This is a genomic window from Helcococcus sp. KG196, from assembly GCF_046035495.1.
Taxonomy (GTDB): Bacteria; Bacillota; Clostridia; order Tissierellales; family Peptoniphilaceae; genus Helcococcus; species Helcococcus ovis.
In genome coordinates, this window is sequence record NZ_JBFNFI010000005.1 from 1 (window position 1) to 24085 (window position 24085).

25 protein-coding genes are annotated in these 24085 nt (G+C 27.4%); 2 read left to right on the forward strand and 23 right to left on the reverse strand.

Going from position 1 to position 24085, the window contains the following annotated elements:
- The coding region (locus tag ABGF45_RS03280; protein ID WP_408112635.1) for a heavy metal translocating P-type ATPase at positions 1-1519 on the reverse strand (1519 nt) is incomplete at its 3' end.
- A 232-nt stretch (positions 1520-1751) separates the two neighbouring features.
- On the opposite strand from ABGF45_RS03280, the gene ABGF45_RS03285 reads away from it, so the two are divergent.
- Positions 1752-3617, forward strand: coding sequence for an NAD(+) synthase (locus tag ABGF45_RS03285; RefSeq protein ID WP_134711045.1), 1866 nt, complete (start codon positions 1752-1754; stop codon positions 3615-3617).
- A gap of 82 nt (positions 3618-3699) precedes the next feature.
- Here ABGF45_RS03285 and ABGF45_RS03290 read toward each other — a convergent pair whose 3' ends face one another.
- Together ABGF45_RS03290 and ABGF45_RS03295 are read right to left on the reverse strand one after the other, a co-directional pair.
- Positions 3700-3957: an HPr family phosphocarrier protein gene (locus ABGF45_RS03290; RefSeq protein WP_134711047.1), complete on the reverse strand. Its 258-nt coding sequence runs from the start codon at positions 3955-3957 to the stop codon at positions 3700-3702.
- Between the two features lie 131 nt (positions 3958-4088).
- Positions 4089-4319, reverse strand: a complete 231-nt coding sequence (locus ABGF45_RS03295) for a pro-sigmaK processing inhibitor BofA family protein (RefSeq protein WP_134711049.1) — start codon at positions 4317-4319, stop codon at positions 4089-4091.
- A gap of 117 nt (positions 4320-4436) precedes the next feature.
- Here ABGF45_RS03295 and ABGF45_RS03300 point away from each other — a divergent pair, with 117 nt between their 5' ends.
- Positions 4437-6116 (forward strand): hypothetical protein, encoded by a 1680-nt coding sequence (locus ABGF45_RS03300; RefSeq protein WP_209021412.1) that lies wholly within the window; start codon positions 4437-4439, stop codon positions 6114-6116.
- 39 nt (positions 6117-6155) lie between these two features.
- On the opposite strand, the gene atpC is transcribed toward ABGF45_RS03300, so the two are convergent.
- The 20 genes from atpC to ABGF45_RS03400 all read right to left on the reverse strand — a co-directional run bounded on the left by atpC (position 6156) and on the right by ABGF45_RS03400 (position 24075).
- Complete coding sequence (gene atpC, locus ABGF45_RS03305; RefSeq protein WP_134744345.1) at positions 6156-6569, reverse strand: ATP synthase F1 subunit epsilon; 414 nt, start codon at positions 6567-6569, stop codon at positions 6156-6158.
- Positions 6569-7975, reverse strand: a complete 1407-nt coding sequence (atpD, locus tag ABGF45_RS03310; protein ID WP_134711053.1) for a F0F1 ATP synthase subunit beta — start codon at positions 7973-7975, stop codon at positions 6569-6571. The genes atpC and atpD overlap by 1 nt, the downstream gene beginning before the upstream one ends.
- Positions 7972-8880 (reverse strand): ATP synthase F1 subunit gamma, encoded by a 909-nt coding sequence (gene atpG, locus ABGF45_RS03315; protein WP_134711055.1) that lies wholly within the window; start codon positions 8878-8880, stop codon positions 7972-7974. Before atpG ends, atpD begins: the two co-directional genes overlap by 4 nt.
- A 6-nt stretch (positions 8881-8886) precedes the next feature.
- Entirely contained in the window at positions 8887-10611 is a 1725-nt protein-coding gene (gene atpA / locus ABGF45_RS03320) for a F0F1 ATP synthase subunit alpha (RefSeq protein WP_209021413.1), read from the reverse strand.
- On the reverse strand, positions 10604-11080 hold the full coding sequence (locus ABGF45_RS03325; RefSeq protein ID WP_134711057.1) for an ATP synthase F0 subunit B: 477 nt from the start codon (positions 11078-11080) through the stop codon (positions 10604-10606). The genes atpA and ABGF45_RS03325 overlap by 8 nt, the downstream gene beginning before the upstream one ends.
- Positions 11081-11099: 19 nt before the next feature.
- The gene (gene atpE, locus ABGF45_RS03330; RefSeq protein ID WP_134711059.1) at positions 11100-11450 is read right to left on the reverse strand and encodes an ATP synthase F0 subunit C; all 351 of its coding nucleotides are present in this window, start codon (positions 11448-11450) and stop codon (positions 11100-11102) included.
- Positions 11451-11479: 29 nt separating this feature from the next.
- A complete protein-coding gene (locus ABGF45_RS03335) occupies positions 11480-12274 on the reverse strand; it encodes a F0F1 ATP synthase subunit A (RefSeq protein ID WP_134711061.1) in 795 nt (264 codons plus the stop codon).
- Positions 12275-12542: 268 nt separating this feature from the next.
- Entirely contained in the window at positions 12543-13457 is a 915-nt protein-coding gene (locus ABGF45_RS03340) for a diacylglycerol kinase family protein (RefSeq protein ID WP_134711062.1), read from the reverse strand.
- Positions 13457-14944, reverse strand: a complete 1488-nt coding sequence (locus ABGF45_RS03345) for a DUF1846 domain-containing protein (RefSeq protein ID WP_408111640.1) — start codon at positions 14942-14944, stop codon at positions 13457-13459. Before ABGF45_RS03345 ends, ABGF45_RS03340 begins: the two co-directional genes overlap by 1 nt.
- Before the next feature lie 134 nt (positions 14945-15078).
- On the reverse strand, positions 15079-15915 hold the full coding sequence (locus ABGF45_RS03350) for a MetQ/NlpA family ABC transporter substrate-binding protein (RefSeq protein WP_134711066.1): 837 nt from the start codon (positions 15913-15915) through the stop codon (positions 15079-15081).
- Positions 15915-16589 (reverse strand): methionine ABC transporter permease, encoded by a 675-nt coding sequence (locus tag ABGF45_RS03355; protein WP_134744344.1) that lies wholly within the window; start codon positions 16587-16589, stop codon positions 15915-15917. Before ABGF45_RS03355 ends, ABGF45_RS03350 begins: the two co-directional genes overlap by 1 nt.
- Positions 16582-17316, reverse strand: a complete 735-nt coding sequence (locus ABGF45_RS03360; protein WP_134744343.1) for an ATP-binding cassette domain-containing protein — start codon at positions 17314-17316, stop codon at positions 16582-16584. Before ABGF45_RS03360 ends, ABGF45_RS03355 begins: the two co-directional genes overlap by 8 nt.
- A 2-nt stretch (positions 17317-17318) precedes the next feature.
- Positions 17319-18038 carry an RNA methyltransferase gene (locus tag ABGF45_RS03365; protein WP_134711072.1) on the reverse strand — a complete coding sequence of 240 codons (720 nt, stop codon included), beginning with the start codon at positions 18036-18038 and terminating at the stop codon, positions 17319-17321.
- A 98-nt stretch (positions 18039-18136) separates the two neighbouring features.
- Positions 18137-18784 (reverse strand): TrkA family potassium uptake protein, encoded by a 648-nt coding sequence (locus tag ABGF45_RS03370; RefSeq protein ID WP_134744500.1) that lies wholly within the window; start codon positions 18782-18784, stop codon positions 18137-18139.
- A gap of 10 nt (positions 18785-18794) precedes the next feature.
- The gene (locus ABGF45_RS03375; protein WP_134711076.1) at positions 18795-20150 is read right to left on the reverse strand and encodes a TrkH family potassium uptake protein; all 1356 of its coding nucleotides are present in this window, start codon (positions 20148-20150) and stop codon (positions 18795-18797) included.
- Positions 20151-20376: 226 nt separating this feature from the next.
- On the reverse strand, positions 20377-20898 hold the full coding sequence (locus ABGF45_RS03380; RefSeq protein WP_134711078.1) for a YjbQ family protein: 522 nt from the start codon (positions 20896-20898) through the stop codon (positions 20377-20379).
- A 3-nt stretch (positions 20899-20901) separates the two neighbouring features.
- A complete protein-coding gene (locus tag ABGF45_RS03385) occupies positions 20902-21591 on the reverse strand; it encodes a triose-phosphate isomerase (protein ID WP_134711080.1) in 690 nt (229 codons plus the stop codon).
- Positions 21592-21606: 15 nt separating this feature from the next.
- The gene (locus ABGF45_RS03390; RefSeq protein ID WP_134744501.1) at positions 21607-22437 is read right to left on the reverse strand and encodes a class II fructose-bisphosphate aldolase; all 831 of its coding nucleotides are present in this window, start codon (positions 22435-22437) and stop codon (positions 21607-21609) included.
- Positions 22434-22724, reverse strand: coding sequence for a PTS sugar transporter subunit IIB (locus tag ABGF45_RS03395; protein WP_134711084.1), 291 nt, complete (start codon positions 22722-22724; stop codon positions 22434-22436). Before ABGF45_RS03395 ends, ABGF45_RS03390 begins: the two co-directional genes overlap by 4 nt.
- 25 nt (positions 22725-22749) lie before the next feature.
- On the reverse strand, positions 22750-24075 hold the full coding sequence (locus ABGF45_RS03400; RefSeq protein ID WP_134744502.1) for a PTS galactitol transporter subunit IIC: 1326 nt from the start codon (positions 24073-24075) through the stop codon (positions 22750-22752).
- Positions 24076-24085 lie beyond the last annotated feature (10 nt).

Below are 24085 nucleotides of genomic sequence, written 5' to 3' on the forward strand. Positions count from 1 at the left end.
TTATACCATTACCAATAATCGAAGAAAAATTTAAGACGTCAAATCTGTCAGCATTTAAATTTCTAAATGATTTTGAAAGAGGATGTTCTGAATTATATTCTAAAGAATAAGCTATATTCAAAACTTCTTCTCTTTGATATCCTTCAGATATATAAATATCTGTAATTTGTGGATTTCCTTGTGTAATCGTACCTGTTTTATCAAAAATTATAGTTTTAGCCTTACTTAAATTTTCCAAAGCTTCAGAATTTTTTACAAGTATGCCATTTTCTGCTGCTTTACCATTTGCAACCATCATTGCAACTGGAGTTGCCAATCCTAAAGCACATGGACATGAAATAACCAAAACTCCTATGGCAATTGATAATGCAAAAGTAAAACTATATCCTAAAATCAACCATGTTACAAAAGATAAAAATGAAATTATTATAACTATAGGTACAAATATACCTGAAATTTTATCTGCTAATTTTGATATAGGTGCTTTTGTAGCTGAAGCCTCTTCCATCAGATTAATTATTTTAGAAATTGTTGTTTGCTCTCCTACATTTTTAGCTCTCATTATAAATGTACCTGTTAAATTTACAGATCCGGAAATTACTTCTAATCCTACCGATGCTTGAACGGGAATAGATTCACCTGTAATAGCTGATTTATCAACACTTGATATCCCATCTGTTATAATCCCATCTATAGCAATTCTCTCACCCGGAAAAATTTTAATTAAATCTCCTACTTTAACATCATCCAAAAGAGTTTCAACTATTTTATCATTTTTAATCACATTTACTGTATCAGGTTGTAACTCAATCAGTTTATTAATAGCATCTGTAGTTTTAGCCTTTGATCTTACCTCTAAAAACTTTCCAAAAGTTATCAACGTTAATATCATAGTTGCAGCTTCATAGTACAAATCATGATGATATAACATAACTAAATTTTCATTTTTTTGACCTAATCCATAAAAAATCATAAATGATGCAAATATTCCATATATTACAGCTGAAAATGAGCCAATCGAAACTAACGAATCCATATTTGGATGTAACTTGATTAAAGACTTAAAACCATTTTCAAAATATATCCTATTTACATAAATAATTGGTAAAGCAATTATCAATTGCAAAAACGCAAATAAACCCGCACCTTCATATCCTTTTAAAAAATTTGGATATGGTAATAATAACATTTCTCCCATTGCAATATACATTAAAATCAACATTAAGGGAATTGAAATAATAAGTCTATTTTTGATTAAATTTATTTCCTTATCAAATTTATCTTTAGGGTTTACACTATTTTCTTTTTTGTTAAAATCATTTCTTGAATATGCTTTATATCCAGCATTTTCAATTGATTCTATAATTTTTTTATCAGATATATCAGTATTAGAAATTTCTAGTGTATTAGTTAATAAACTTACATTAGCATCTTCAATTCCTAATTTTTTAACAGCTTTTTCAACTGTTAGTTGGCATGAAGCACATGTCATACCTTCAATATCAAATTTTCTTTTCATCTTTTTAATACCCCCTACCCGTATATATTATATCCAATTAAAATGAATTATTCAATAATTAAATAAAAAAGGTACTGTTGCAAAAAGTCATTTTCTCTTAAAATTATTTCATTAAAATCATACATGACAAAACTTCAAATTTTTCTATAATAAAATATTTTATAAATTAATTTATATTTTATATCAACATATTTTTAATGTATAATTTATAATGAAATGAATTGGAGGGATTATGTATAAAAATTTTATTAAAGTAGCAAGTGCTAATATAAGCACAAAATTGCTAAATGTAGAAGAAAATAAAGAAAGTATATTAAAATATATGGATTACGCCTCAAATAATAATGTAGAAATTTTATTATTTCCAGAATTGACTCTGACAGGCGTAAGTGCTGGAGAATTAATTGCAACAAATGAAATTACAGACAGATGTAAAAAGGCTTTATATGAAATTATTGATAATTCAAAAGATTCTGAGATACTTATAATATTTGGTATGCCTGTAAAAGTTAATAATAAATTTTATAATGCAATGTTTTTTGTACAAAATGGTGAAATTATAAATATAACAAGCAAAAAAAATCTATCTTACGAAGAAAAAAAATATTTTAATGTTGTTAGAGATAATTTATTTTTTGCTGTTAATTATGGTAATGATTCTTTTTACTTAAGAATGTTTAATACTGATAAAATAAATTCTTACGAAGGAAATATAAATTTTAATTTACAATTGATTTTTGAAAATGAATTGATTAATAATAATTATACAGTTTCAGAAAATACTAATTTATTACTCGTTCCCGGAAGTATTAAATCAACTGTAAATCAAATAAATAATATTAAAGATATATTAAAATTTGTAACCAAATCAAATAAAGTGGGTTTAGTTTATGCAGGTGCTTCAAATTATGAATCTTCTGGTGATGGAGTATATGCTTCACAAAAATTCATACTTGAAAATGGGAAAACTATTTCGAAAGGTAAATTATTTACAAATGGTTTAATTATTTCAGAAGTTAATACTTATGAATGTAAAAATAGAAATATTGAACTACACATCGAAGAAAATTATTCTCCATATGAATATAAATTGTCAAATAAGACATTTAATCTAACTAGAAAACTAGATAAATATCCATATTTCCCGGGTAATGAGAACTTTGAAAAATCTATGAGAAACATATTGGAAATACAATCAGAAGCATTAGCTAGAAGATTAAGACAAATACCTGAAAAAAAAATATTTTTAGGTATTTCAGGTGGTCTTGATTCGACATTAGCACTTATAGTATCTTCTCTTGCCTATTACAAATTAAAACTGAATAGCAAAGATATTCACACTATAACATTACCAGGACTTGGAACTTCAGATAGGACAAAAAATAATGCAATTAATTTATCTAAAGCTTATGCAACTACATTTAAAGAAATAAGCATAGTAGATTCTGTTAAGCAACATTTTAAGGATATCGAGCACGATGAAAATGATACATCTATAGCATATGAAAATGCTCAAGCACGTGAAAGAACTCAAGTTTTGATGGATTTGGCAAATAAGCATGGTGGTATAGTATTAGGTACAGGTAATATGTCAGAAATTGCATTAGGCTGGGCAACATTTAACGGAGATCATATGTCTATGTACAATGTTAATAGTGGTTTACCAAAAACATTGTTAAAACAAGTAGTTAAATATGTAGCAAATAGCACTGAAAATACATTACTTAAAAATACATTATTAGATATAATCAAAACTCCTATATCTCCGGAACTTTTACCTACAAGTGAAGAAGGAACAATATCTCAAAAAACAGAGGATAATATCGGACCATATGAACTCCATGACTTTTTTGTATATCACCTAGTAAGAAATAAATCTAAATTTGATGATATTTTATTTATGGCAAAAAACGCATTTTCAGATATTTATTCAGAAATTACTATTGAAAAATGGTTTAAAAAATTTAAATGGAGATTTATAACTCAACAATTTAAGAAAAACATTGCGGTTGACGGTCCACAAATACTTGATTATTCCTTAAATCCAAAAAATGGATTTATGATACCATCCGATTTAGATCCAAATTCATTTAACTAGTATACAAATAAAACATACTAAACAAAAAATAAAGAGCTGTTGTAAAATAACTAAAAACATTATTTTGCAACGGCCCTTTTTATTATAATTTATTTTCAATTAAATTAACCAATGATTTTACAGCTTTTTCTTCATCTTCTCCATTTGCTCTAATTATAATTTCTTCTCCTTTACCAGCGCTCATACTTAATACACTCATAATTGACTTTCCATTATAAACTTTTTCATTTTTTATGACATCAATATTTGATGAAAATTTAATAGCTTCTTGGATAAATAAAGATGCTGGTCTTGCATGTAAACCTATTTCATTTTTAATTTTCACAGCTGACTCATACATATTTATGCCTCCTAACTTCACATTCTAACTAGTAGATATTATACCATAAACAAATATAAAAAGCTACACTTTTTTTGAAAAGGTTTACAATATTATAATTAAATTATCTAATTTTTAAAAATATTTAATATTTATTTAATTAATAGTAATAAAATAACCCCCGGAATACCCAATACTCCAACAATAAATGCATTTAATGTTGTAATTTCAATATTTGCTCCAAGAGCATTTGCTATCGTCAATATAACAACTCCGATAACACTATTAACTATAAATTTTAGTATTAACTTAAACGATGCCTTAAATAGCTTTAATATTAAAAATAATACTATAATACCTATTATAGCAACTGAAATTTCCATAATTTCCTCCTTTAATTTTATAATAATATAATACATTATTTACCTTAAATATAAAAATTTTATTGATTTAATTTAACTCATAGTATATCATACAATTAATACATATTAGGAGGTATTATGGAAAATTTTAAGAATGCTTTCAAAAAAGAATTCGAAAAGAATAATCAAGAAAATTTTGGAAATATTTTCAATAATATAGATTTAAAAATGAAAAATAAATTTAGAAAGGGGCAAAAAATATCCGCAATAATTATTTCCTTAGTTTTTGCCTTAATCTATTTTTATATATTTTTACCACCAATAAATATAAGATCTATTGAAACGTGGATTTTTCTTATTTTAACATTTACTATATTTGTTGCAATAGGAGGAAAATCATTTAAATATTATAAATTGCTTAGACGTATTTTAGTCGGTGTAATATTATTAATGTTACTTTTAAAAATCCCTGGATTAAAAATATTTAGTTCTAAGTTATATGCAAACATTATAAAAATTGAAAATTCAACATTTGAAAAAGATATTACTCAATTACCAATAAATAAAATACCAACAATTGATAGAGATTCTTCTATTAAATTAGGTTCAAGAAAAATGGGAGAACTTTTAGACTTGGTTTCTCAATTTGATATTGATAATACTACCTATACTCAAATCAACTATAAAGATCAACCTATAAGAGTTACACCATTAAAATATAATGGGTTCATAAAATATATCTTCAATATGAGTCAAGGTTTACCAGGATATCTAAAAGTTGATATAGTTAACGGAAATACTGAACTTACAAAGCTTGACAAAAAAATTAAAATTTCAAAAGAAGATTATTTCTTCAGAAATGTTTGGAGATATGCTAGATTAAGATATCCTTCAGAGATTTTTGATAATATAAGCTTTGAAATAGATGAAAATGGTATTCCTTATTGGGTAATACCAACTTATGAACCTAAAATATTTATGTTTGATGGACTGGATGTAAACGGTGCAATATTAATAAATGCATCAACCGGCGAACATAAAAAATATGACTTAAATCATATACCTAAATGGTTAGACAGAATTTATGAAGCAGATAATATAATAGAACAACTTAATTGGAACGGATTATATCAAGGTGGATATATTAATTCACTATTTGCTCAAAAAAATGTGTTAAAAACGACTGAAGGTTATAACTATTTAGCTCTAAATGATGATGTATATCTTTATACCGGATATACTTCAGTTGCAGGAGATGAATCAAATGTCGGTTTTATATTATCAAATATGAGAACTAAAGAAACTAAGTTCTATCCAGTTTCATCCGCTAAAGAACAATCAGCAATGGAATCAGCTGAAGGTGCTGTACAAGAGAAGAAATATAAATCAACATTCCCATTATTACTTAATATAAAAAATAAGCCTACTTATTTCTTATCATTAAAAGATAATGCAGGGTTAATTAAACTTTATGCATTCATAGATGCACAAGATTATCAAAAAGTTTCTGTTGGAAACACAGTTGCACAAGCATTATCTAATCATTTAGGAAATATAAATACCGCTCAAAATAATGATAAAAAAGATGATAAAAAGAAAGAAGTTCTTAATTTAGAAGGCAAAATTACAGATATTAAACAAGTTGTTATAAAAGGAAATACTCATTATTACTTTACATTAGAAGGTAAAAATGAGATATATGTAAGTAATATAGCTTTATCTGAAAAATTACCTTTCCTAAAAGAAGGCAAAACGATTAAATTCCAATATGAAAAAGATAATATAAATAAAGTTATTATAATTGAACAAATCAAATAAAAAAGTTCTGATAATGTATGTACATTATCAGAACTTTTTTTATATTTTATTCTTTTTAGTTGTTGATTTAAGTTTATTAAACGCTCTTGATAGATTTGCTTCCGCCATATGAAATTCTTTACTACTATTTTTTTCTCTAATTTTACGTAAAGCTTCTGCTTCAGCTCTCTTTATTGCATTTATATCTATTTTATCAGGATCTTCACATCTGTGAACTAAGACTAATACATTTCCTTCTTCAATTTTAATTAATCCTCTTGTAACTGCTGCTTTTATGTCTTTTCCACCAGCCGGTCTAAATGTCATAATACCAGGTTCAACTTCTGATATAGTATTTCTATGATTTGCCAAAATACCATATTGTCCATTTTCAATTGGAATCATTACATGTTCACATTCACCATCAAAATAAATATGATCAGAGGCATATATTTTCAAATTAAATGTATTCATTAATTTTCACCTTTAATCTTTTCAGCTTTTTCAATTACTTCTTCAATTGTGCCAACATTGAAAAATGCTGCTTCTGGATATTGATCCATTTCACCATCTAATATAGCCTTAAATCCTTTTATGGTATCTTCTAATTTTACATATTTGCCATCTAATCCTGTAAACTTCTTAGCAACATGTGTAGGTTGTGATAAGAATCTTTGAATTCTTCTAGCTCTATAAACAATAGCTCTATCTTCTTCACTAAGTTCGTCCATACCTAAAATTGCAATAATATCCTGTAATTCATTATATTTTTGTAGTGCTTCTTGAACTCTTCTAGCAGTTTGATAATGTTCTTCCCCTACAATTTCCGGTTCCAAAATTCTTGATGTTGAATTTAATGGATCAACAGCAGGATATAAACCTTGTTCAGCAACTTTTCTAGACAAAACCGTTGTTGCATCCAAATGAGAAAATGTTGTCGCAGGGGCAGGATCTGTCAAATCATCAGCAGGAACATAAACAGCTTGAACAGATGTAACAGAACCTTTCTTTGTTGATGTAATTCTTTCCTGTAATTGTCCCATTTCTTCTGCTAATGTTGGTTGATACCCTACAGCTGATGGCATACGTCCAAGTAATGTAGAAACTTCTGAACCTGCTTGAACAAATCTAAAAATATTATCAATAAATAAAAGAACGTCTTTTCCTTCTTCATCTCTAAAATATTCAGCCATTGTTAAACCTGTGAGAGCAACTCTCATTCTAACACCTGGTGATTCATTCATTTGCCCGAATACCAGTGCTGTTTTATCAATAACTCCTGATTCGTTCATTTCTAACCATAAGTCGTTACCTTCTCTTGATCTTTCACCAACACCGGTAAATATTGAATATCCTCCGTGTTCTTGTGCCACATTATTGATTAACTCTTGTATTAAAACTGTTTTGCCAACTCCGGCACCACCAAATAACCCAATTTTACCACCTTTTGGGTAAGGCTCTAGTAAGTCGATAACTTTAATACCTGTTTCAAGAATCTCCACAGCAGGGCTTTGGTCTTCAAATTTAGGTGCATCTCTATGAATCAACCATTTTTTTACATTTGGATCTAATTCAGAACCTTTATCTATCGGAATACCTAAAACATTAAACATTCTTCCTAATGTAACATCTCCTACAGGTACTCTTATACCAAATCCATCCCTTTCAACTATCATATCCCTATTTAGCCCTTCACTACCTGATAGCATAATGCATCTAACAATACTACTTCCGATATGTTGAGCTACTTCCATAACTTTTAATTCATTCCCAACTTTTGTAGATAAGGCTTCTTTAATTCTTGGCAAATTCGCACTTTTTTCAAACTCAACGTCAACTACCGGTCCTGAAATTGCAATTATTTTTCCTTGTTCTTTCATACTTTCTTTGCCTTTCTTCTATTTTGTTTCATTACTTTCGCACCAGCACTTACCTCTGTTATTTCTTGTGTGATGGATGCTTGTCTTACTCTATTATATTCTAAAGATAAATCAGCTAGAATCTTATCAGCATTTTGATTTGCTGAATTCATAGCATTCATTCTAAAATCCAATTCACTACAATAACTATCTACTAAAGCACCGTAAATAAATCCGATAATATAATTTTCAGTAAGACTTTCTAGTAAACTTGATGTATCAGATGTAAACTCAAATTCATTTTTTACAACTTCTTCTTCTAATTTTTTTGAATCTTCGAAATAATCCCTATGAAATGGTAAAAGTCTGGTTAATCTAGCCTCAGCACCTGCTTTTCCATCAAAATCCGTATATACTATAAAGATTTTTTTTATTCTTCCAAAATTATATTCATCAAGTAATATTTTAGCAATTTGTCTTGCTTCTTCCATCGTTGGTGCTTGTGCACTATAATGAAAATCTTCTTCATAATCTAAACCATGTCTATTAAAATATTGTCTACCATATTCTCCAACTATAAAATATCTCGAGTCATTTTCATGAGAGATTTCTCGTGACTTATTTATAATATTATGATTATAAGCTCCTGCCAATCCCTTATCAGCCGTTATTACAAGAATACCGTATGTTCCATTTACAAATTGATTCATATTAGTTGGATATAAATACGGACTATCAATATCCTTTACGGTTCTAAAAATTCTTTTAATTTCTTTTCTTAGTGCATAAAAATATGGTCTAGTATCATCTAAAGATTTTTTTGCTTTTTTAATTTTTGTTGAAGAAATTAAATACATTGCATTTGTTATTTTTCTTGTATCAGTAATACTTTTTATTCTTGATTTTATTTCTTTTGCACTTGACATTTAATCCTACTTTCCCTGATTTAAATATTCTTTTGCAAGTGAAATTATCTCATCCTTTGTATAATCAAGTAATTGTCCTGTAGATTCAATTTCTAGATAAATATTTGGATTTTTCGTATTAATATAATTAATAATTTCATTCATTGTATTTTTAATATTTTTTTCTTCAACACCAATTAAAACTTGTGACAATGAAACTACTAAAGTAATTACTTGTTCTGATTGATTCAATGGACTATATTGATCTTGCTTTAGTAATTGCATCAAACCCTTACCAAATTTTAATTGTTTCTTTGTTGTTTCATCCAAATCACTTGAAAATTGTGTAAATATTTCCATTTCTCTATATTGAGCTAACTCTAATCTTAATGTAGATGCGGCTTTTTTTACAGCTTTTGTTTGTGCAGCTCCACCAACACGAGAAACTGATAAACCAACATTAACAGCCGGCCTTTGTCCTGCAAAAAATAAATCACTTTCCAAGAAAATTTGTCCATCTGTAATGGAAATAATATTTGTTGGAATATATGCTGATACATCACCTGCCTGCGTTTCAACAATTGGTAATGCAGTTATGGAGCCTCCACCATTTTCAGCTGACATTTGTGCTGATCTTTCTAATAATCTTGAATGTAGGTAAAATACATCACCCGGATAAGCTTCACGTCCCGGTGATCTACCTATTAATAAAGAAATTGTTCTATATGCAATAGCATGCTTTGATAAATCATCATATACTATAAGAACATCTTTACCTCTATCCATAAAATATTCTGCAATTGCTGTTCCCGAATAAGGAGCAATATATTGCATTGATGCTGGTTGACTTGCCGTCGCAGCAACTATAATTGTATAATCACTAGCCCCTTGTTTTGATAAATTCTCAGAAATTTGTGCAATTGAACTTGCCTTTTGTCCAATGGCAACATAAATACAGATTACATCCTTACCTTTTTGATTTACAATTGTATCTAAAGCAATAGCTGTCTTACCTGTTTGTCTGTCACCAATAATCAATTCTCTTTGTCCTCTACCGATTGGAAACATACTGTCTATAGCTAAAATACCTGTTTCCATAGGTCTTGAAACTGGTTTTCTTTCTAAAATTTCTGGTGCTGGTTTTTCAATTTGATAGTATTCTTCCGGTACTATATCTCCTAACCCATCAATTGGTGCTCCCAATGCATCTACAACTCTACCTAAAAGTTGTTCAGATACCCCTACACCAGCTGTTCTATTTGTTCTTCTTACTTCATCACCTTCTAAAATTTCCGAATCTTTTCCAAATATAACACATCCGATATATTCTTTTTGAATATCTTGTACAAGTCCTTTTTCTCCATTTTCAAAAACTACTATTTCTCCATATGTTACATGTTTTAATCCACTTATAATAGCAATGCCGTCTCCAACTTCTTCAACATAACCAACTTCTTTTGCAACAACTTTAGGACTCCATTCTTTAACACTTTGTCTTAAAAGTGGCATAAAATCATCAGTCTCAGTATTAACTTGTTCAATATTTTCTCTTAATTGCTCTACTTTACCAATTGTAGACCAGTCATATATATCCGATCCAACTTGTAATATTAAACCATCAACAATACTATCATCATATTTCCAGTCAAATTCGACATTGTTATATCTTTTATCAATAAATTTCTCTAACTTATTTAGTTGCTCTTTTGTAGGTTTTTCATTACTTCTTAATCTAACTACTAATTTACTCATCAATATCCTCTTCCGTATGATCCAAAAAATCATCATATACATTACCATTTAATAATGCTAATTTAGCTGCCGCTTCAACAACAACCTCTTTTAAGTCTTTTCTTGTATTTCTTATCAAGGTATCTCTTTCCAATTTAGCTTTAATTCTAGATTGTTCAATAATTTTTTCACCCTCCGCTTGAGCATTTTCAATTTTTAAGTTAGCTTGTATTTGAGATTCTCTAATTGCCTTATCTTTAATTTCTTTAGCTTCTTGTTGAATAATTGCCAATTTTTGAGTTCTTTCTTGTAATAAAGCTTTGGAATCCTCTAAATTTTTTAATTTCTCTATTTCTAAATTTTTATAATATGCTTCTCTATTTTCTATGAATTTATTTATAGGATTATAAAGTAATTCATTTAATAAAATTGCAAGTAATGCAAAATTGAAAACATGAAGTAAAATATCTTGCCAGTTTATGCCTAGCATGTTTCACCTCCAAAATTTTCTATAATACAAATATTACTAATATAGCTACAATCAGCGCATAAATAACAACAGTTTCAACGAAAACTAGCCCAATCATTAATGCTGATCTTATTTTTCCTTCTGCTTCCGGTTGTCTTGAGATACCATCTGCGGATTTAGCGATAGCTAGCCCCATACCAAGTGCTCCTCCTAAACCGGTTAAACCTATTGCAATACCTGCTGCTATTGCTTTTGAACCGGTTGAGGAATCAACTGCTTGTGTTTTTGTTGTATTTGTCTCTTGTGCATTTGCTACTCCACCTAAAAACATAAAACTTGAAACTAATATTAATGCTAATAATAATGATGCTAATTTATTTGATTTTTTCATTTAATTCTCCTTAATTTTTATTTGATTTTTTAATGTGTTTCATGTATTTCTGAAACTTCTCCATAATATATTGATGTTAATAATGTTAAAACATAAGCTTGAATAATTGCATGCAATAATGTAAATAATACAGCTACTACAACCGGTAAACCAAAACTTAAAAATATTGAGTGATATACTAAATCCATTACTAAAAGTCCACTAACTAATGCACCGAATAATCTAAAACTCATTGATATTGGTAGTGAAAAATCTTTTAATGTCTTTAATACTCCCTTAAAGCCGTTTGATGTTAATCCCCCAGACATAATAAATAGATATGATAAACATCCCATTGCTATAGCGGCATTTAAATCTGATAATGGAGCTGGCAAAGTTATTGGATTTCCTTGAATTGAAACAACTTGCACCCCTGATAATTCAAATAAAGTACCAATAAATATGTAAACTCCAGCAGCGAAAATATATCTAGATAAAATTTTATATTTATGAGGACTGTTTGAAATAGCCAAATTTTTAAATGTCATTACAACTTCTTCTAATATTAATTGAAATCTCCCAGGAACTCTTTTAAATTTTGGAATTATAAATATTCTTACTATTAATGAAAATATAAAAATAATTCCTGTAACAATTAAAGCTGAAATTACAGATGGATTAACATTTATTAATCCAAATAAGTTTATCTTATCTACTTCGTGTAAAACAGCTTCTCTCATAGCTAATTTTAATCCATGACTTTCACCATGAGATCCAACTATGAAACTTCCCACAAGAGATGCAACTGCAAGAAAAATCAAAAAATATCTGATTTTTTTCTTCATTTATTCCCCTTTCTATATTTTTATTTTTTGTGAATTTTAAGCACAAAAAATACAAGAACTCTTTTAGAGCTTGTATTGTTCAAATATTCAATATTGATTATACTCCTAAAAAGTTAAGTATTCAATAAAATTAAAATAATTTCTAAGAGTACTTTTAATGAAAAAGTTTACAAAATTAAAATAAAAAATTTTATTAATATTTTATAAATATTAACAAAAAATAAAAAAATAGTAATCAAAAATAATTGTGATTACTATTTATAGTATATTATTTTATATATTTTTTTCCTGTAAATACCTCAATGTTTTTATTTAATATTGAAACATCTAATGGTAATCTAGGACCTCTATCTCCATCTAAATCAACATTAATTTTTTCTGAATTTAATGATTCAATTCTGATATTTTTCCCCTTCATGTACTCTACATTTTCATTATCTAATAAATTTCCTATAATAACTTCGATTCCAACTCTTAGTTTTTCAAATATAGCACCTTTTTTTAAGATATATACATTAAGGTATCCATCATCTATTGATGACTCTTCATTAGGAATATTTAAATTTCCAAATTTATCTGAAACTAATATAAGTAAATGATCAACTTTACCTTCATATTCTTTACCATCTACAATAACTCTTAAATAGTGAGTTTTTCTTTTTCTTATAAGTCTTTTTAATAAATTAGAAAAATATGCAAAAAAACCATTTTTTTCTTTTTCTTCATTTGTAACTTCATTAATAGCTTCAGGAATTTGGCCAATACTTAAAGCAAAGCTAAAAACTTTTTCTCCTGCTTTACCTATATCAATTTTTTTAGTTTTAGTAAAGTCTATTGAATTAATAACAGTCTTTTTATTTTGTCCAATTTTTAATGATTTAGACATAATGTTTCCTGTCCCAGCCGGAAATATTACTAATTTTGGAGATTTCTCATATTTTACCATGCCTTCAATAACTTCTGATAATGTGCCATCTCCTCCCACTGAGCAAATTGAATGATAATTATCTTCACACGCCTTTGCTGCTATTATAGTGGCATCTCCTACTTCTTTTGTATATTCAAAATCTACAGTTTTATAATATTTACTTAGTTGTTCTTTTATTAATTCTTCAAAATCCTTACTATCAGATTTGCCTGATTGTGGATTTGCAATAACTTTAATATTACTATATCTTCCCATTAATAATTCCTATATAAACCTTTCGATCTAAATTTAGGATCTGAAGTAAAATGTAATCCTAATTTTCTTAATATAGTTTTATCATTAGATTCTAGCATTATTGTTGAATGAGCTTCACATCCTCTTAATTTCTCTAATTGTTCCATAGCTAAATGTGAAACCGGATTTGTTGTTGCAGACATTGCTAATGCTATTAAAACTTCATCAAGATGTAATTTAACTCCATCCTCTTTAATTATATTATACTTCATTTCTGTAATAGGTTCTAGTATATTAGGTGATATTAAAGGAATTTCATCGTTTATATTTCCTAAAGTTTTTAATGCATTCAATAAGCAAGCTGAGGAAGCATCTAACAACTGAGTTGTTTTTCCGGTAACAATTTTATTATCTGGTAATTCTATAGCAAAAGCTGAAGTATTATTTTCTTCTGATTTTTTTCTTGCTTGTAGTGTAACTTTTCTATCTTCAGGTTTAATGTTTAACTGAGTCATTAATATATCAATTTTTTGTATTACATTTTCTTTTACTTTACCAATTTTCAAATCACATAAAGCATCATAATATCTTCTGATAACCTCATCTTTACTTGCAGAAATAACCCCATCATTATCACTTATACAGTATCCAACCATATTAACTCCCATATCTGTTGGCGATTTATATGGACATTCTCCCATAATTTTATTAAACATTGATTGTAATATTGGAAATGCTTCTACATCTCTATTGTAATTTATCGTAGTTTCACCATATGCTTCTAAGTGAAATGGATCTATCATATTAACGTCATTTAAGTCAGCAGTTGCTGCCTCATAAGCAATATTTACAGGATGTTTTAATGGTAAATTCCATACTGGAAATGTTTCAAATTTTGCATATCCGGCTTTAACACCATTTTTATATTCATGATACATTTGGGACATACACGTTGCTAATTTTCCACTTCCCGGTCCGGGAGCAGTAATTACAACTAAAGGTCTACTTGTTTTAATATATTCATTTTTTCCAAATCCTTCATCACTTACTATTAAAGAGGTATTGTTTGGGTATCCTTCAATTGTATATGAAACATAAGATTTAATATTCATTTTATCTAAGTAATTTCTAAATTTAATTGCATTTGGTTGATTTTCAAATTGGTTAATCATTACAGATGAAACATATAGATCAACACTATTAAATGAGTCAATTAATCTTAAAACCTCACTATCATATCCTATCTCTAAATCACCTCTTAATTTATTACTTTGAATATCATTTGCATTTACAACTATAACAACTTCTGCTTTATCTTTAAGTTTCAACAACATTTGAAGTTTAGTATCTACCTTAAATCCTGGTAAAACTCTGGATGCATGAGCATCATCAAATAATTTCCCACCAAATTCCAAATATAGCTTATTATCAAATTTACTAATTCTTTCTAGAATTTTTCCCGACTGCATTTTGATATATTTTTCATTATCAAAAGAAATTTTTTCCATACACACCTCTTTTCTTACTTTTTAATATCCTAAATTATATCAGAATTATAATGATTTACAAAATTATTTTTATAAAAATAGCTGTTGCAAAATAATATTTTTAGTTATTTTGCAACAGCTTCTATAGCTTTTAATTAAAAAGCTGCTTTAGCATGTCCTTTTAATTTTTCTTCAATAAATTTTTTAATTTTTTCTCCATTCATTACATCTTTCAATACTTTAATTTTTTCAGAATCTCTATTATCTTTTCTAGCTGCAATTATAATTGAAAAAATTTTATCTGCATCCGGTTCAAGTATTAATCCATTTTCTAAGGGTTTTAATTTTAATGCCTCAATATATGTTGGATAATTAAATGTTAAATCCGATTCTTGATATGCTTCATTTAAATTAAGTAATCCCCATTCCTTAAATTTTAAGTTTTTAGGATTTTTTACAATATCATCAACTGAAACTTTATAACTATTTGGGTCTTTTAATTCGATTAACTTAGAAGATGCCAATAATCTTAATGCACGTGCTTTATTTGTAGGATCATTTGGTATAGAAACTATAGCTCCATCTTTTAATTCATCTAATGATTTTATAGTTTTTGAATAAAATGCTACTAGAGCATTATAAACAGGAGTTACCTTAACTAAATTTCCTTTATTTTTTTCATTAAATTGAGCCATAAATGGTTCATGTTGAAAAAAGTTCGCATCTACTTCTTTATTTTGTAAAGCAACATTAGCTTGTACATTATCACTAACTGCTACTAATTCCAATTTATATCCTTTTTCTTTTAAATCAGGTTCTATAAGCTTTAACATCGTTGTCATAGGATTGGTATGAGCAGCAACTTTTATCACTTCAATTTCTTTATTTAATTTTTTTGATGTTTCGTTCATCTTTATTTGTTTTTGTGAATTTCCCGCACAACCTACTAGTAATGCTGAAAAAACTAATAAAACTGTTAATAATTTTTTCATTAATTTTTCTCCTTATATTTGTTAACTTTTTTTGCAATGAAATATCCAATACTTTGAATAAAAAAAACGTATAAAACAAAAATTATTATTATAAGATACATTAATTTATAATTGTATTCCTGATATCCATATCTAAATGCATAGTCACCTAAACCACCCGCTCCTATAACTCCTACTACTGTCGAGTATGATAATGTACTCATAATTACAGAAGTAAATGATAAAATCAAATCACTATATATTGAAGGAAATAAAAAATAGTAAATTATTTGAATTTTTGTAGCTCCCATACTTATAGCTCTATCTATTATTGATTGATCAATATTTATATATGCTTGTTCTACAAATCTAGTATAAATACTTATTGTAACCAATGATAATGGAATAATTGCTGAAATAACACCATATGATGTATTAAATAAAAACCTATTTACAGGAATTAACACAAATATAAATAATAAAAATGGAACAGATCTTAAGGTGTTTAATGCAAAACTTAAAATCTGATATAAAATTTTATTTTTTATAAGGTATTCCTTGTTTAACGAATATAGTAATGTTCCTAGAGGCAATGATACTATCAATGAAAAAATAATAGTAGCAGCAATCATTATATTAGTTTCTATAAATGCCTGAAATATTTCTTTTCTATTTTGTATAAGTAAATCAAACATTTAAATACTCCTTAACATTACGGTAATAATTATCATTTGACGATATATATTTTTTATTAGGAATAATAGAATCTTTTATTTCTCCATTTTCTAAAAATAAAATCCTATCACAAAAATTTTTCATAATATTTAAATTATGCGAAATAATCAAAATTGATATATTTGAAGAATTCATAATTTTTTTTAATAAATCAAATATCTCTTTTTCAGATTTTGTATCTAAAGATGCACTTATTTCATCGCATAATAAAATTTTAGGTTTTTGTAAAATAGCAATGGCTATTGCTACTTTTTGTTTTTGTCCTCCACTTAAATATATACAATATGTGTATTTTAAGTGTTCTATTTCCATAAATTTTAATATATCATCAATTTCTTCTTCATTAACTTTATAATAATTCAATTTATACACTAAGCTCAAATGATAATAAACAGTTTTATTATCTAAAAGATTTGCCTCTTGAAAAATATATGCTATATTTTTTCTCATATTCAAAATTTGTTTGTATGATAAGTCCTCAATAGAAATATTATCATATATTATTTCACCGGAATCTTTTCTTACAAGATTATTAGCAATCCTTAAAATAGTGCTTTTACCAGAGCCATTTTTACCAATTATTCCTAAAACCTCTTTTTCATGCAAATCAAATGAAATATTCTTTAATTCGAAGTTTATTTTTGAATTATTAAATTTTTTTGATACATTATTAAATCTTAATATCACACCTATTCCTCTATAAAATTCGACATTAAGATAGCTCCACTTACGCCAGCATTAAGTGACTCAATCCTACCTAACATTGGAATTTTAATTAATTCATGTTTTATTTTTAATATTTCATCCGAAATACCATTTCCCTCATTTCCTATTACAATAGCAATTTTTTTTGATGGAATTGATTTTCTATAATCATAACCATGCATATCTGCAATGTAAATTGTGTAATCCTTCATGTTTTCTAAGAAACTATAATTAGTATCAATTAAATTAAGTCTAAAAACCGAACCCATGGTTGCTCTTAATACTTTTTCATTATAAAAATCAACTGAATTAATTGATACAATTGTATTAAATCCAAAAGCTTCTGCAGACCTTATCAAAGTTCCCATATTTCCGGGATCTTGAATATTATCTAATATTAAAACTTTATTAGATAAAAAATTGTTTTTCTTAATTCTTAAAATAGCTAAGTATCCATCCGGATTAACCATACATGAAACATCATTAAATAATTTTTCTGATATATAAGTTTCATTATGAAATAAAGATAATTTTCCTTCCATAACAAAAACTCTTTCTACTTCATATCCTGATGAAATAGCTTCTAAAATTAATTTTTTTGATTCTATAATAAATTTATTTAATTTTTGTCTATTTTTTTTAAATCTTAGTTTTTTAATTTCTTTTATAAAATTATTATTTAAACTTGTTATTATTTCATACATAAAGACTCTTTCTACTATGTAACATAAATGATTACATAGATATTATAATTTAAAAAATAAATATCTTAAGTGATGAAAAACACATAAGATATTTTTTTCTATTCAATACTTTCAATTTTAGATATTTCATTTGTTGAACCCATTATAATTAAATTATCCCCCGGCTTTAAATCCATAGATGGACTTGGATTACCCACAAATTCTCCATCCTTATTTACCCCTAAAATATTTAAACCATAATGTTTTCTAATATCTAATTGTGCAATTGTTTTACCTTGCCATGACTCCGGTACTTTCATTTCAACAATATCATAATTTGAAGAAAGTGTAATAATGTCAACAACATTTTTAGAAGATAAATTATGAGCTAATTTTTTCCCCATATCTTTTTCAGGGATAACTACATTATCAACACCTATTCTTTCTAAAATCTTAGCATGACTATCATTTCTAGCTTTTGCTATTACATTTTTAGCACCTAATTCTTTACATAGTAAAGCAGTCATAATAGATGTTTCAAAGTTTGTTATAGCAATAATTACTGAATCAACTTCTTTGACTCCTGCAGCTCTTAATACATCCATTTGAGTCGAATCTCCAATTAATCCATGCGTACAATAATCTCCTAATTCATTTATATTATCTTCATTTTCATCTACAACAACAACCTCATGCCCTAATTCATGAAGAGTAGAAGCAACTGAAGTACCAAATCTTCCTAATCCAATAACTGCATATTGTTTCATATATTTTCTCCTATCCAATTAAAATATTTTCTTCTTGTTCCTTAAATGTTTTTGGTTTAGATTTTCCTATAAATGCATATATCATTGATATAGGCCCTATTTTCCCAAAAATCATAGTTGCCATTATAAATATCTTGCCTAATTCTGATAAATCAGGAGTAATTCCCCTCGTTAAACCAACAGTACCATATGCAGACAAAATTTCATAGATTATATCTACAAAATCTTTAGCAGAGTCTGTTAAAGACATTAAAATTGTTATAGTAAATATCCAAGCTATTGATATTGTAAATAAGGCAATAATTTTTTTTGTAATTTGTGAAGATATTGTTCTTCTAAAAATAACAATATTTTTCTCTTGTTTAACATTTGACTTTGTGATTAAAAACATGCTTGCAAAACTTGTAGTCTTAAATCCCCCGGCAGTTCCAGCAGGTGAGCCCCCAATAAACATCATCAATATCATTATTAATGCAGATGCATTTGAATACATTTTTTGATTAGTTGTGAAAAATCCAGCAGTTCTTAATGTTGTTGATTCAAAAAATGACACTAATAATTTTCCAAAAAAACCATATTGACCTAAAGTTTCAGGATTATTCCATTCTACTATCATAAAAAATATTGTCGGGAAAATTAACAAAGATGCTGTCATAATAATTACAAGTTTAGTATGTAGTGAATAATTCTTAAATGAAAATTTTTTTTCTAAAATTTCAGTTATAACCTTATGTCCAATACCACCTATAATTATCAATGCAGAAATTACAAGTGATACATTTACATTTAATGCATACTTTGTTAAACTTTCAGATCCTATTATATCAAATCCCGCATTACAAAATGCGGAAATTGAATGAAAAATACTATAAGCTATACCATTTAACACTCCATATTCGGGAATAAATGTAAACATAAAAAATATAGCTCCGACTAACTCAATTATAAATGTAGAATAAATAATAAATTTTATAAGTCTAATAATGCCTTGAATCGAAACGGTATTTTTTTCTTCTGATAAATGTAGTCTATCTGAAATAGACATTTTTTTATTAAAAATCAATGATATTATGGATGCAGCAGTCATTATACCCAATCCACCAAGTTGTATAAGTATAATAATTACAAACTTACCTATAACTGACCAATGTGTTGCAGTGGTTACAGTAGTTAATCCTGTAACACATATTGCAGAAACAGTTGTAAATAATGCATCCATTAATGATGTGAAATTTCCTGAATTTGATGATATTGGAAGCATCAAAATAAATGCACCTATTATAATTATTAAAATATACATATTTAAGATAAATCTTGTTGCATTTTTAGCCTTAAATATATTACTTAAAAAATTTTTAACTTTCATATATCCCCTCAATTTTGAATTACAAAATTATTATATCACAAATAAAAGGGGGCCGTTGCAAAATATTTTTAAATATACTTCGTTCAAATATATAAAAATAAATTTCCCAACAGTTCATTTTTAATTTTATGAATTTAAACTTATTTTTTAAATATAAAAAAGGACTATTTAAAATATTATTATTTACTGAATATAATTATAGCCCCTCTTTATTTTAGTAATCTTATTATTCTCCTATTACGGTAACCGTAAATTTTCTTTTTCGTTCTCTTGTTCTATCAAAATCTACAAAATATATATATCCTGTTATTCCAACAAATAACTCATTATTTTTTACAACAAAAGTCTCACTTGAACCTATTATTGAAGATTTTATATGTGCATCTGCATTCCACAATTTTGAACGATCCCCATTAGGTAACCATTGTTCATGATTTTTCCAAGATTTAACCTGATGGTAATGTTCATCTCCCGGATATCTATAAATCTCTGAACTTTCATGATTTGGAATAATTTTTTGAAGACATTCATCCATATCAAGTAGCAAAAAATCCGTTCCATTTTCGTCAATATCATGTGTAAATTCTTCAAAAAATATTGAACATGTTGTATGATTTGTTGTTACTATACAAATTCCCTTACTTATACCACTAGATTCAATAGAATATCTTACTTTTTTTGTAATATCTATATATGTAACCTGTCCCTCCTTAGTTTCAACTTCATAATCTTTCATATATACGGTCATAAACTAACCTCCAATAGCTTTGTTAACAGCTTCAATCATATCAATTATCATTTGTTCAGGATTATCAGCTTTTACAATCCCGCTTGTACATCCAGTTCCATCAGCTCCTTGAGTAATTATATTATATACATCTTCAGCTGTACTCACTCCAGCTGCTTGCATAATAAGAACATTTGGATTTATATTTCTAATAGCACTACTTGTAGACTTAACATAATCCCTATTACTTGTTATTCCTGTTCCTATTAATTCAGTAGGTTCGCATAAAATAATATCTACATCAAAATTTGCTATAGACTTTGCTTCTTCTACTGAATCTGCACATACAATTGTAATTATGTTTAATTCTTTAGCTTTTTTAATCGAACGAGAGAGTTCTGATAAGCTTAAAGGATATTCTGCATGATTTAAAAATGTAGCTTTAACTCCTACATTTAATAATGAATCAGCTAAAACTAATCCCATTCCTCTACCAGGATCTATACCATCTAAATGTTGTGAGGTCACAATTATATTTTCCGTTTCCAAACTCAAACGATATAGATCAGCATATGGTGCTGTCACAAAAATATCAATATTAGGATATTTTTTAGCCATTTTATCAGCAATTTTAGCGTAATTTATTAATTTTTCACCATATAAATATGATTTTGGATTAAATACAAAAAAATTCCCTTTTAAATCTATTTTCATATATGACTTCTCCTTTTATTCAATTAATCTAAATACTTTATAATATTCTATTAATTTCTTTTTTATATTGTCTTTTATATTAAATATCAAAGATGGATAATCATTTACATTAGTTTTTTTATTAGCGTCAAATCCTGCATTAATCATATCTGAAAATAAATTTATTTTAGTTATTCCTCCCAAAACACATTTGTTTAAGTTATCATAACCTGTTGAGGATCCACCATGTAAAACTAAAGGTAAATCTATTTTTTTTCTAATTTCAGATAATCTTTGAAAATTAATTTTTGGAATACCTTTATATATTCCATGAGCTGTTCCTATTGAAATCGCTAGTGAATCAACATTTGTTTTTTTTACAAATTCAACTGCATCTTCAACATCAGTGTATATTGATTTTACTACTTTATGATTTTCTAAGTTATCATTTGCACCAACAAATCCGATTTCAGCTTCTACATCAACACCATATTTATGGGAATAATCAACAACTTCTTTTGTTATTTTTACATTATTTTCAAATGTTTCTGTTGAAGCATCAATCATTACTGAATTAAATCCTAAATCAATTGCTTTCTTTATATAATCTATATTTTGTCCGTGATCCAAATGCAATACTATTGGAGATGAAGCACTTTGCTGAATGTATTTTCCTATAAAAGCTGCATCTTCTAAAGACAACCACTCTTCATGAGCTTGTGCAAATGCTAATATCAAAGGAACATCATATTCTTCAGAAACTTCTAAATATGCTTTAGCCGTAAGTCCATCAATAAAATTTACCGCAGGTACCGCATAATTATTTTCTTGAGCATTTTTTAAAATTTCTCGAGATGATACTTTCATTTTTTATCTTCCAATTCTATTTTTAATTTATTCCACATTTCATCAACTCCAATATTAGTTAATAATGGAAGTCCAAATATTACTTTTTCTTTAATATTATCCGGAACTGTTGTTGTTGAAATTACAACATCATAATCATCTATATGATTAACTTCTTCCGCAACTTTTGATTGGTAAATTTGTACATTATTTTCTAAATTATTATCTTTTAACCATTGTTTAACTTTACCTGCAACAACTGTAGAAGTTGCAATTCCTGAACCACACATAATAAGTAATTTCTTCATTTATACTCAACTCCTCATTTTAATTTTATTTTTTATTTTTAACTTTATTTACATAATATAGCCCAATTAAACTGACAACTAAAATTATACTTATCATTATCCATGGCATATATTTCCCAGATAAAATAAATATTAAAGTTGGCCATAATCCACCTTCTGCCATAGCCGTTATACTTTTATTTCCACCTAAGTCAAAATTAGCAGATTTTGCCGCCATAGTTACTAATGGAGCAGCCCAAGAAGTTATATATAATATTAGAGCCATATATATAGTTCCTCCAACTACAGTACGAACAATATTTCCATTAAATACCGCTGCCATCAAACATACAACAAATGGTATTGTGGCTAAGTCCCCAAATGGTAATGTTGTATTTCCTGGTAAAATAACAGCTAAAAGAATTGTTATCGGCACTAATAGCAACGAACTTGATAGGACTGCTGGATGACCTACTGATAAGGCAGAATCCATTCCAATATTAACTTCTCTTCCCGGAAATCGTTTTTGAACAAATGAATTTGCTGACTCCGAAATTGGTGACAACCCTTCCATTAAAAGCGAAACCATTCGAGGCATTAATACCATTACAGCTGATGTCTTAATCCCTAATTGTAAAACTGCTCCAAAATCATATCCTGCTAAAATCCCCATTCCAAAACCTATTACCAATCCTACAACTGTACTTTCACCAAATACCCCAAATCGTTTTTGAACCGACTCTGGGTCAGCTTCTATTTTATTAAAACCAGGAATTCTTTCAAATATCCAATTTAATGGTAATGCAAATAAAAACCCAGGTGCAGATGTTCCATGAGGAAATGTTATATTAGAAAATCCATAAAACTTTTTAATTCTAGGAGCTATAATATCAGCTAACAAATATATCATTGTTAAATATGCAACTGTGGCATAAATTCCTAAAGCAAAATCTTTAGTTATTGCATAAACTAGAGATGCAACAAAAGCTGCATGCCAAAAGTTCCACATATCAACCATAAGCGTTTTTGTTAATCCTAAAAATAATAATATTATATTAAGCCCTATTCCTATAGGAATAGCTAAACTTCCCAAAACAGTTCCATAAGAAATCGCAGCCGCTGCTGGCCATCCAACATCGATTGTCGTTAAATTTAATCCAAATATTTTTACCATTTTTTGAGCTGCTGGTCCTAAGCTACTACCCAATAAATCTATAACCATATTAAGTCCAACGAACCCAACCCCAACTATTATTCCAGATACAAATGCTTTTTTAGGTTTTGTTCCAAGTATGATTCCAAATATAAAAATCAGAATTGGTAACACTACTATAGCTCCCATATCAATAAATTTTTGAAAAAGTTCTAACATTTTTACCTCC

Coding starts and splice junctions, on each gene's coding strand:
- ABGF45_RS03285 (WP_134711045.1), top strand. CDS start 1,752: ATGTATAAAAATTTTATTAAAGTAGCAAGTGCTAATATAAGCACAAAA.
- ABGF45_RS03290 (WP_134711047.1), bottom strand. CDS start 3,957: ATGTATGAGTCAGCTGTGAAAATTAAAAATGAAATAGGTTTACATGCA.
- ABGF45_RS03295 (WP_134711049.1), bottom strand. CDS start 4,319: ATGGAAATTTCAGTTGCTATAATAGGTATTATAGTATTATTTTTAATA.
- ABGF45_RS03300 (WP_209021412.1), top strand. CDS start 4,437: ATGGAAAATTTTAAGAATGCTTTCAAAAAAGAATTCGAAAAGAATAAT.
- atpC (WP_134744345.1), bottom strand. CDS start 6,569: ATGAATACATTTAATTTGAAAATATATGCCTCTGATCATATTTATTTT.
- atpD (WP_134711053.1), bottom strand. CDS start 7,975: ATGAAAGAACAAGGAAAAATAATTGCAATTTCAGGACCGGTAGTTGAC.
- atpG (WP_134711055.1), bottom strand. CDS start 8,880: ATGTCAAGTGCAAAAGAAATAAAATCAAGAATAAAAAGTATTACTGAT.
- atpA (WP_209021413.1), bottom strand. CDS start 10,611: ATGAGTAAATTAGTAGTTAGATTAAGAAGTAATGAAAAACCTACAAAA.
- ABGF45_RS03325 (WP_134711057.1), bottom strand. CDS start 11,080: ATGCTAGGCATAAACTGGCAAGATATTTTACTTCATGTTTTCAATTTT.
- atpE (WP_134711059.1), bottom strand. CDS start 11,450: ATGAAAAAATCAAATAAATTAGCATCATTATTATTAGCATTAATATTA.
- ABGF45_RS03335 (WP_134711061.1), bottom strand. CDS start 12,274: ATGAAGAAAAAAATCAGATATTTTTTGATTTTTCTTGCAGTTGCATCT.
- ABGF45_RS03340 (WP_134711062.1), bottom strand. CDS start 13,457: ATGGGAAGATATAGTAATATTAAAGTTATTGCAAATCCACAATCAGGC.
- ABGF45_RS03345 (WP_408111640.1), bottom strand. CDS start 14,944: ATGGAAAAAATTTCTTTTGATAATGAAAAATATATCAAAATGCAGTCG.
- ABGF45_RS03350 (WP_134711066.1), bottom strand. CDS start 15,915: ATGAAAAAATTATTAACAGTTTTATTAGTTTTTTCAGCATTACTAGTA.
- ABGF45_RS03355 (WP_134744344.1), bottom strand. CDS start 16,589: ATGTTTGATTTACTTATACAAAATAGAAAAGAAATATTTCAGGCATTT.
- ABGF45_RS03365 (WP_134711072.1), bottom strand. CDS start 18,038: ATGTATGAAATAATAACAAGTTTAAATAATAATTTTATAAAAGAAATT.
- ABGF45_RS03370 (WP_134744500.1), bottom strand. CDS start 18,784: ATGAAACAATATGCAGTTATTGGATTAGGAAGATTTGGTACTTCAGTT.
- ABGF45_RS03375 (WP_134711076.1), bottom strand. CDS start 20,150: ATGAAAGTTAAAAATTTTTTAAGTAATATATTTAAGGCTAAAAATGCA.
- ABGF45_RS03380 (WP_134711078.1), bottom strand. CDS start 20,898: ATGACCGTATATATGAAAGATTATGAAGTTGAAACTAAGGAGGGACAG.
- ABGF45_RS03385 (WP_134711080.1), bottom strand. CDS start 21,591: ATGAAAATAGATTTAAAAGGGAATTTTTTTGTATTTAATCCAAAATCA.
- ABGF45_RS03390 (WP_134744501.1), bottom strand. CDS start 22,437: ATGAAAGTATCATCTCGAGAAATTTTAAAAAATGCTCAAGAAAATAAT.
- ABGF45_RS03395 (WP_134711084.1), bottom strand. CDS start 22,724: ATGAAGAAATTACTTATTATGTGTGGTTCAGGAATTGCAACTTCTACA.
- ABGF45_RS03400 (WP_134744502.1), bottom strand. CDS start 24,075: ATGTTAGAACTTTTTCAAAAATTTATTGATATGGGAGCTATAGTAGTG.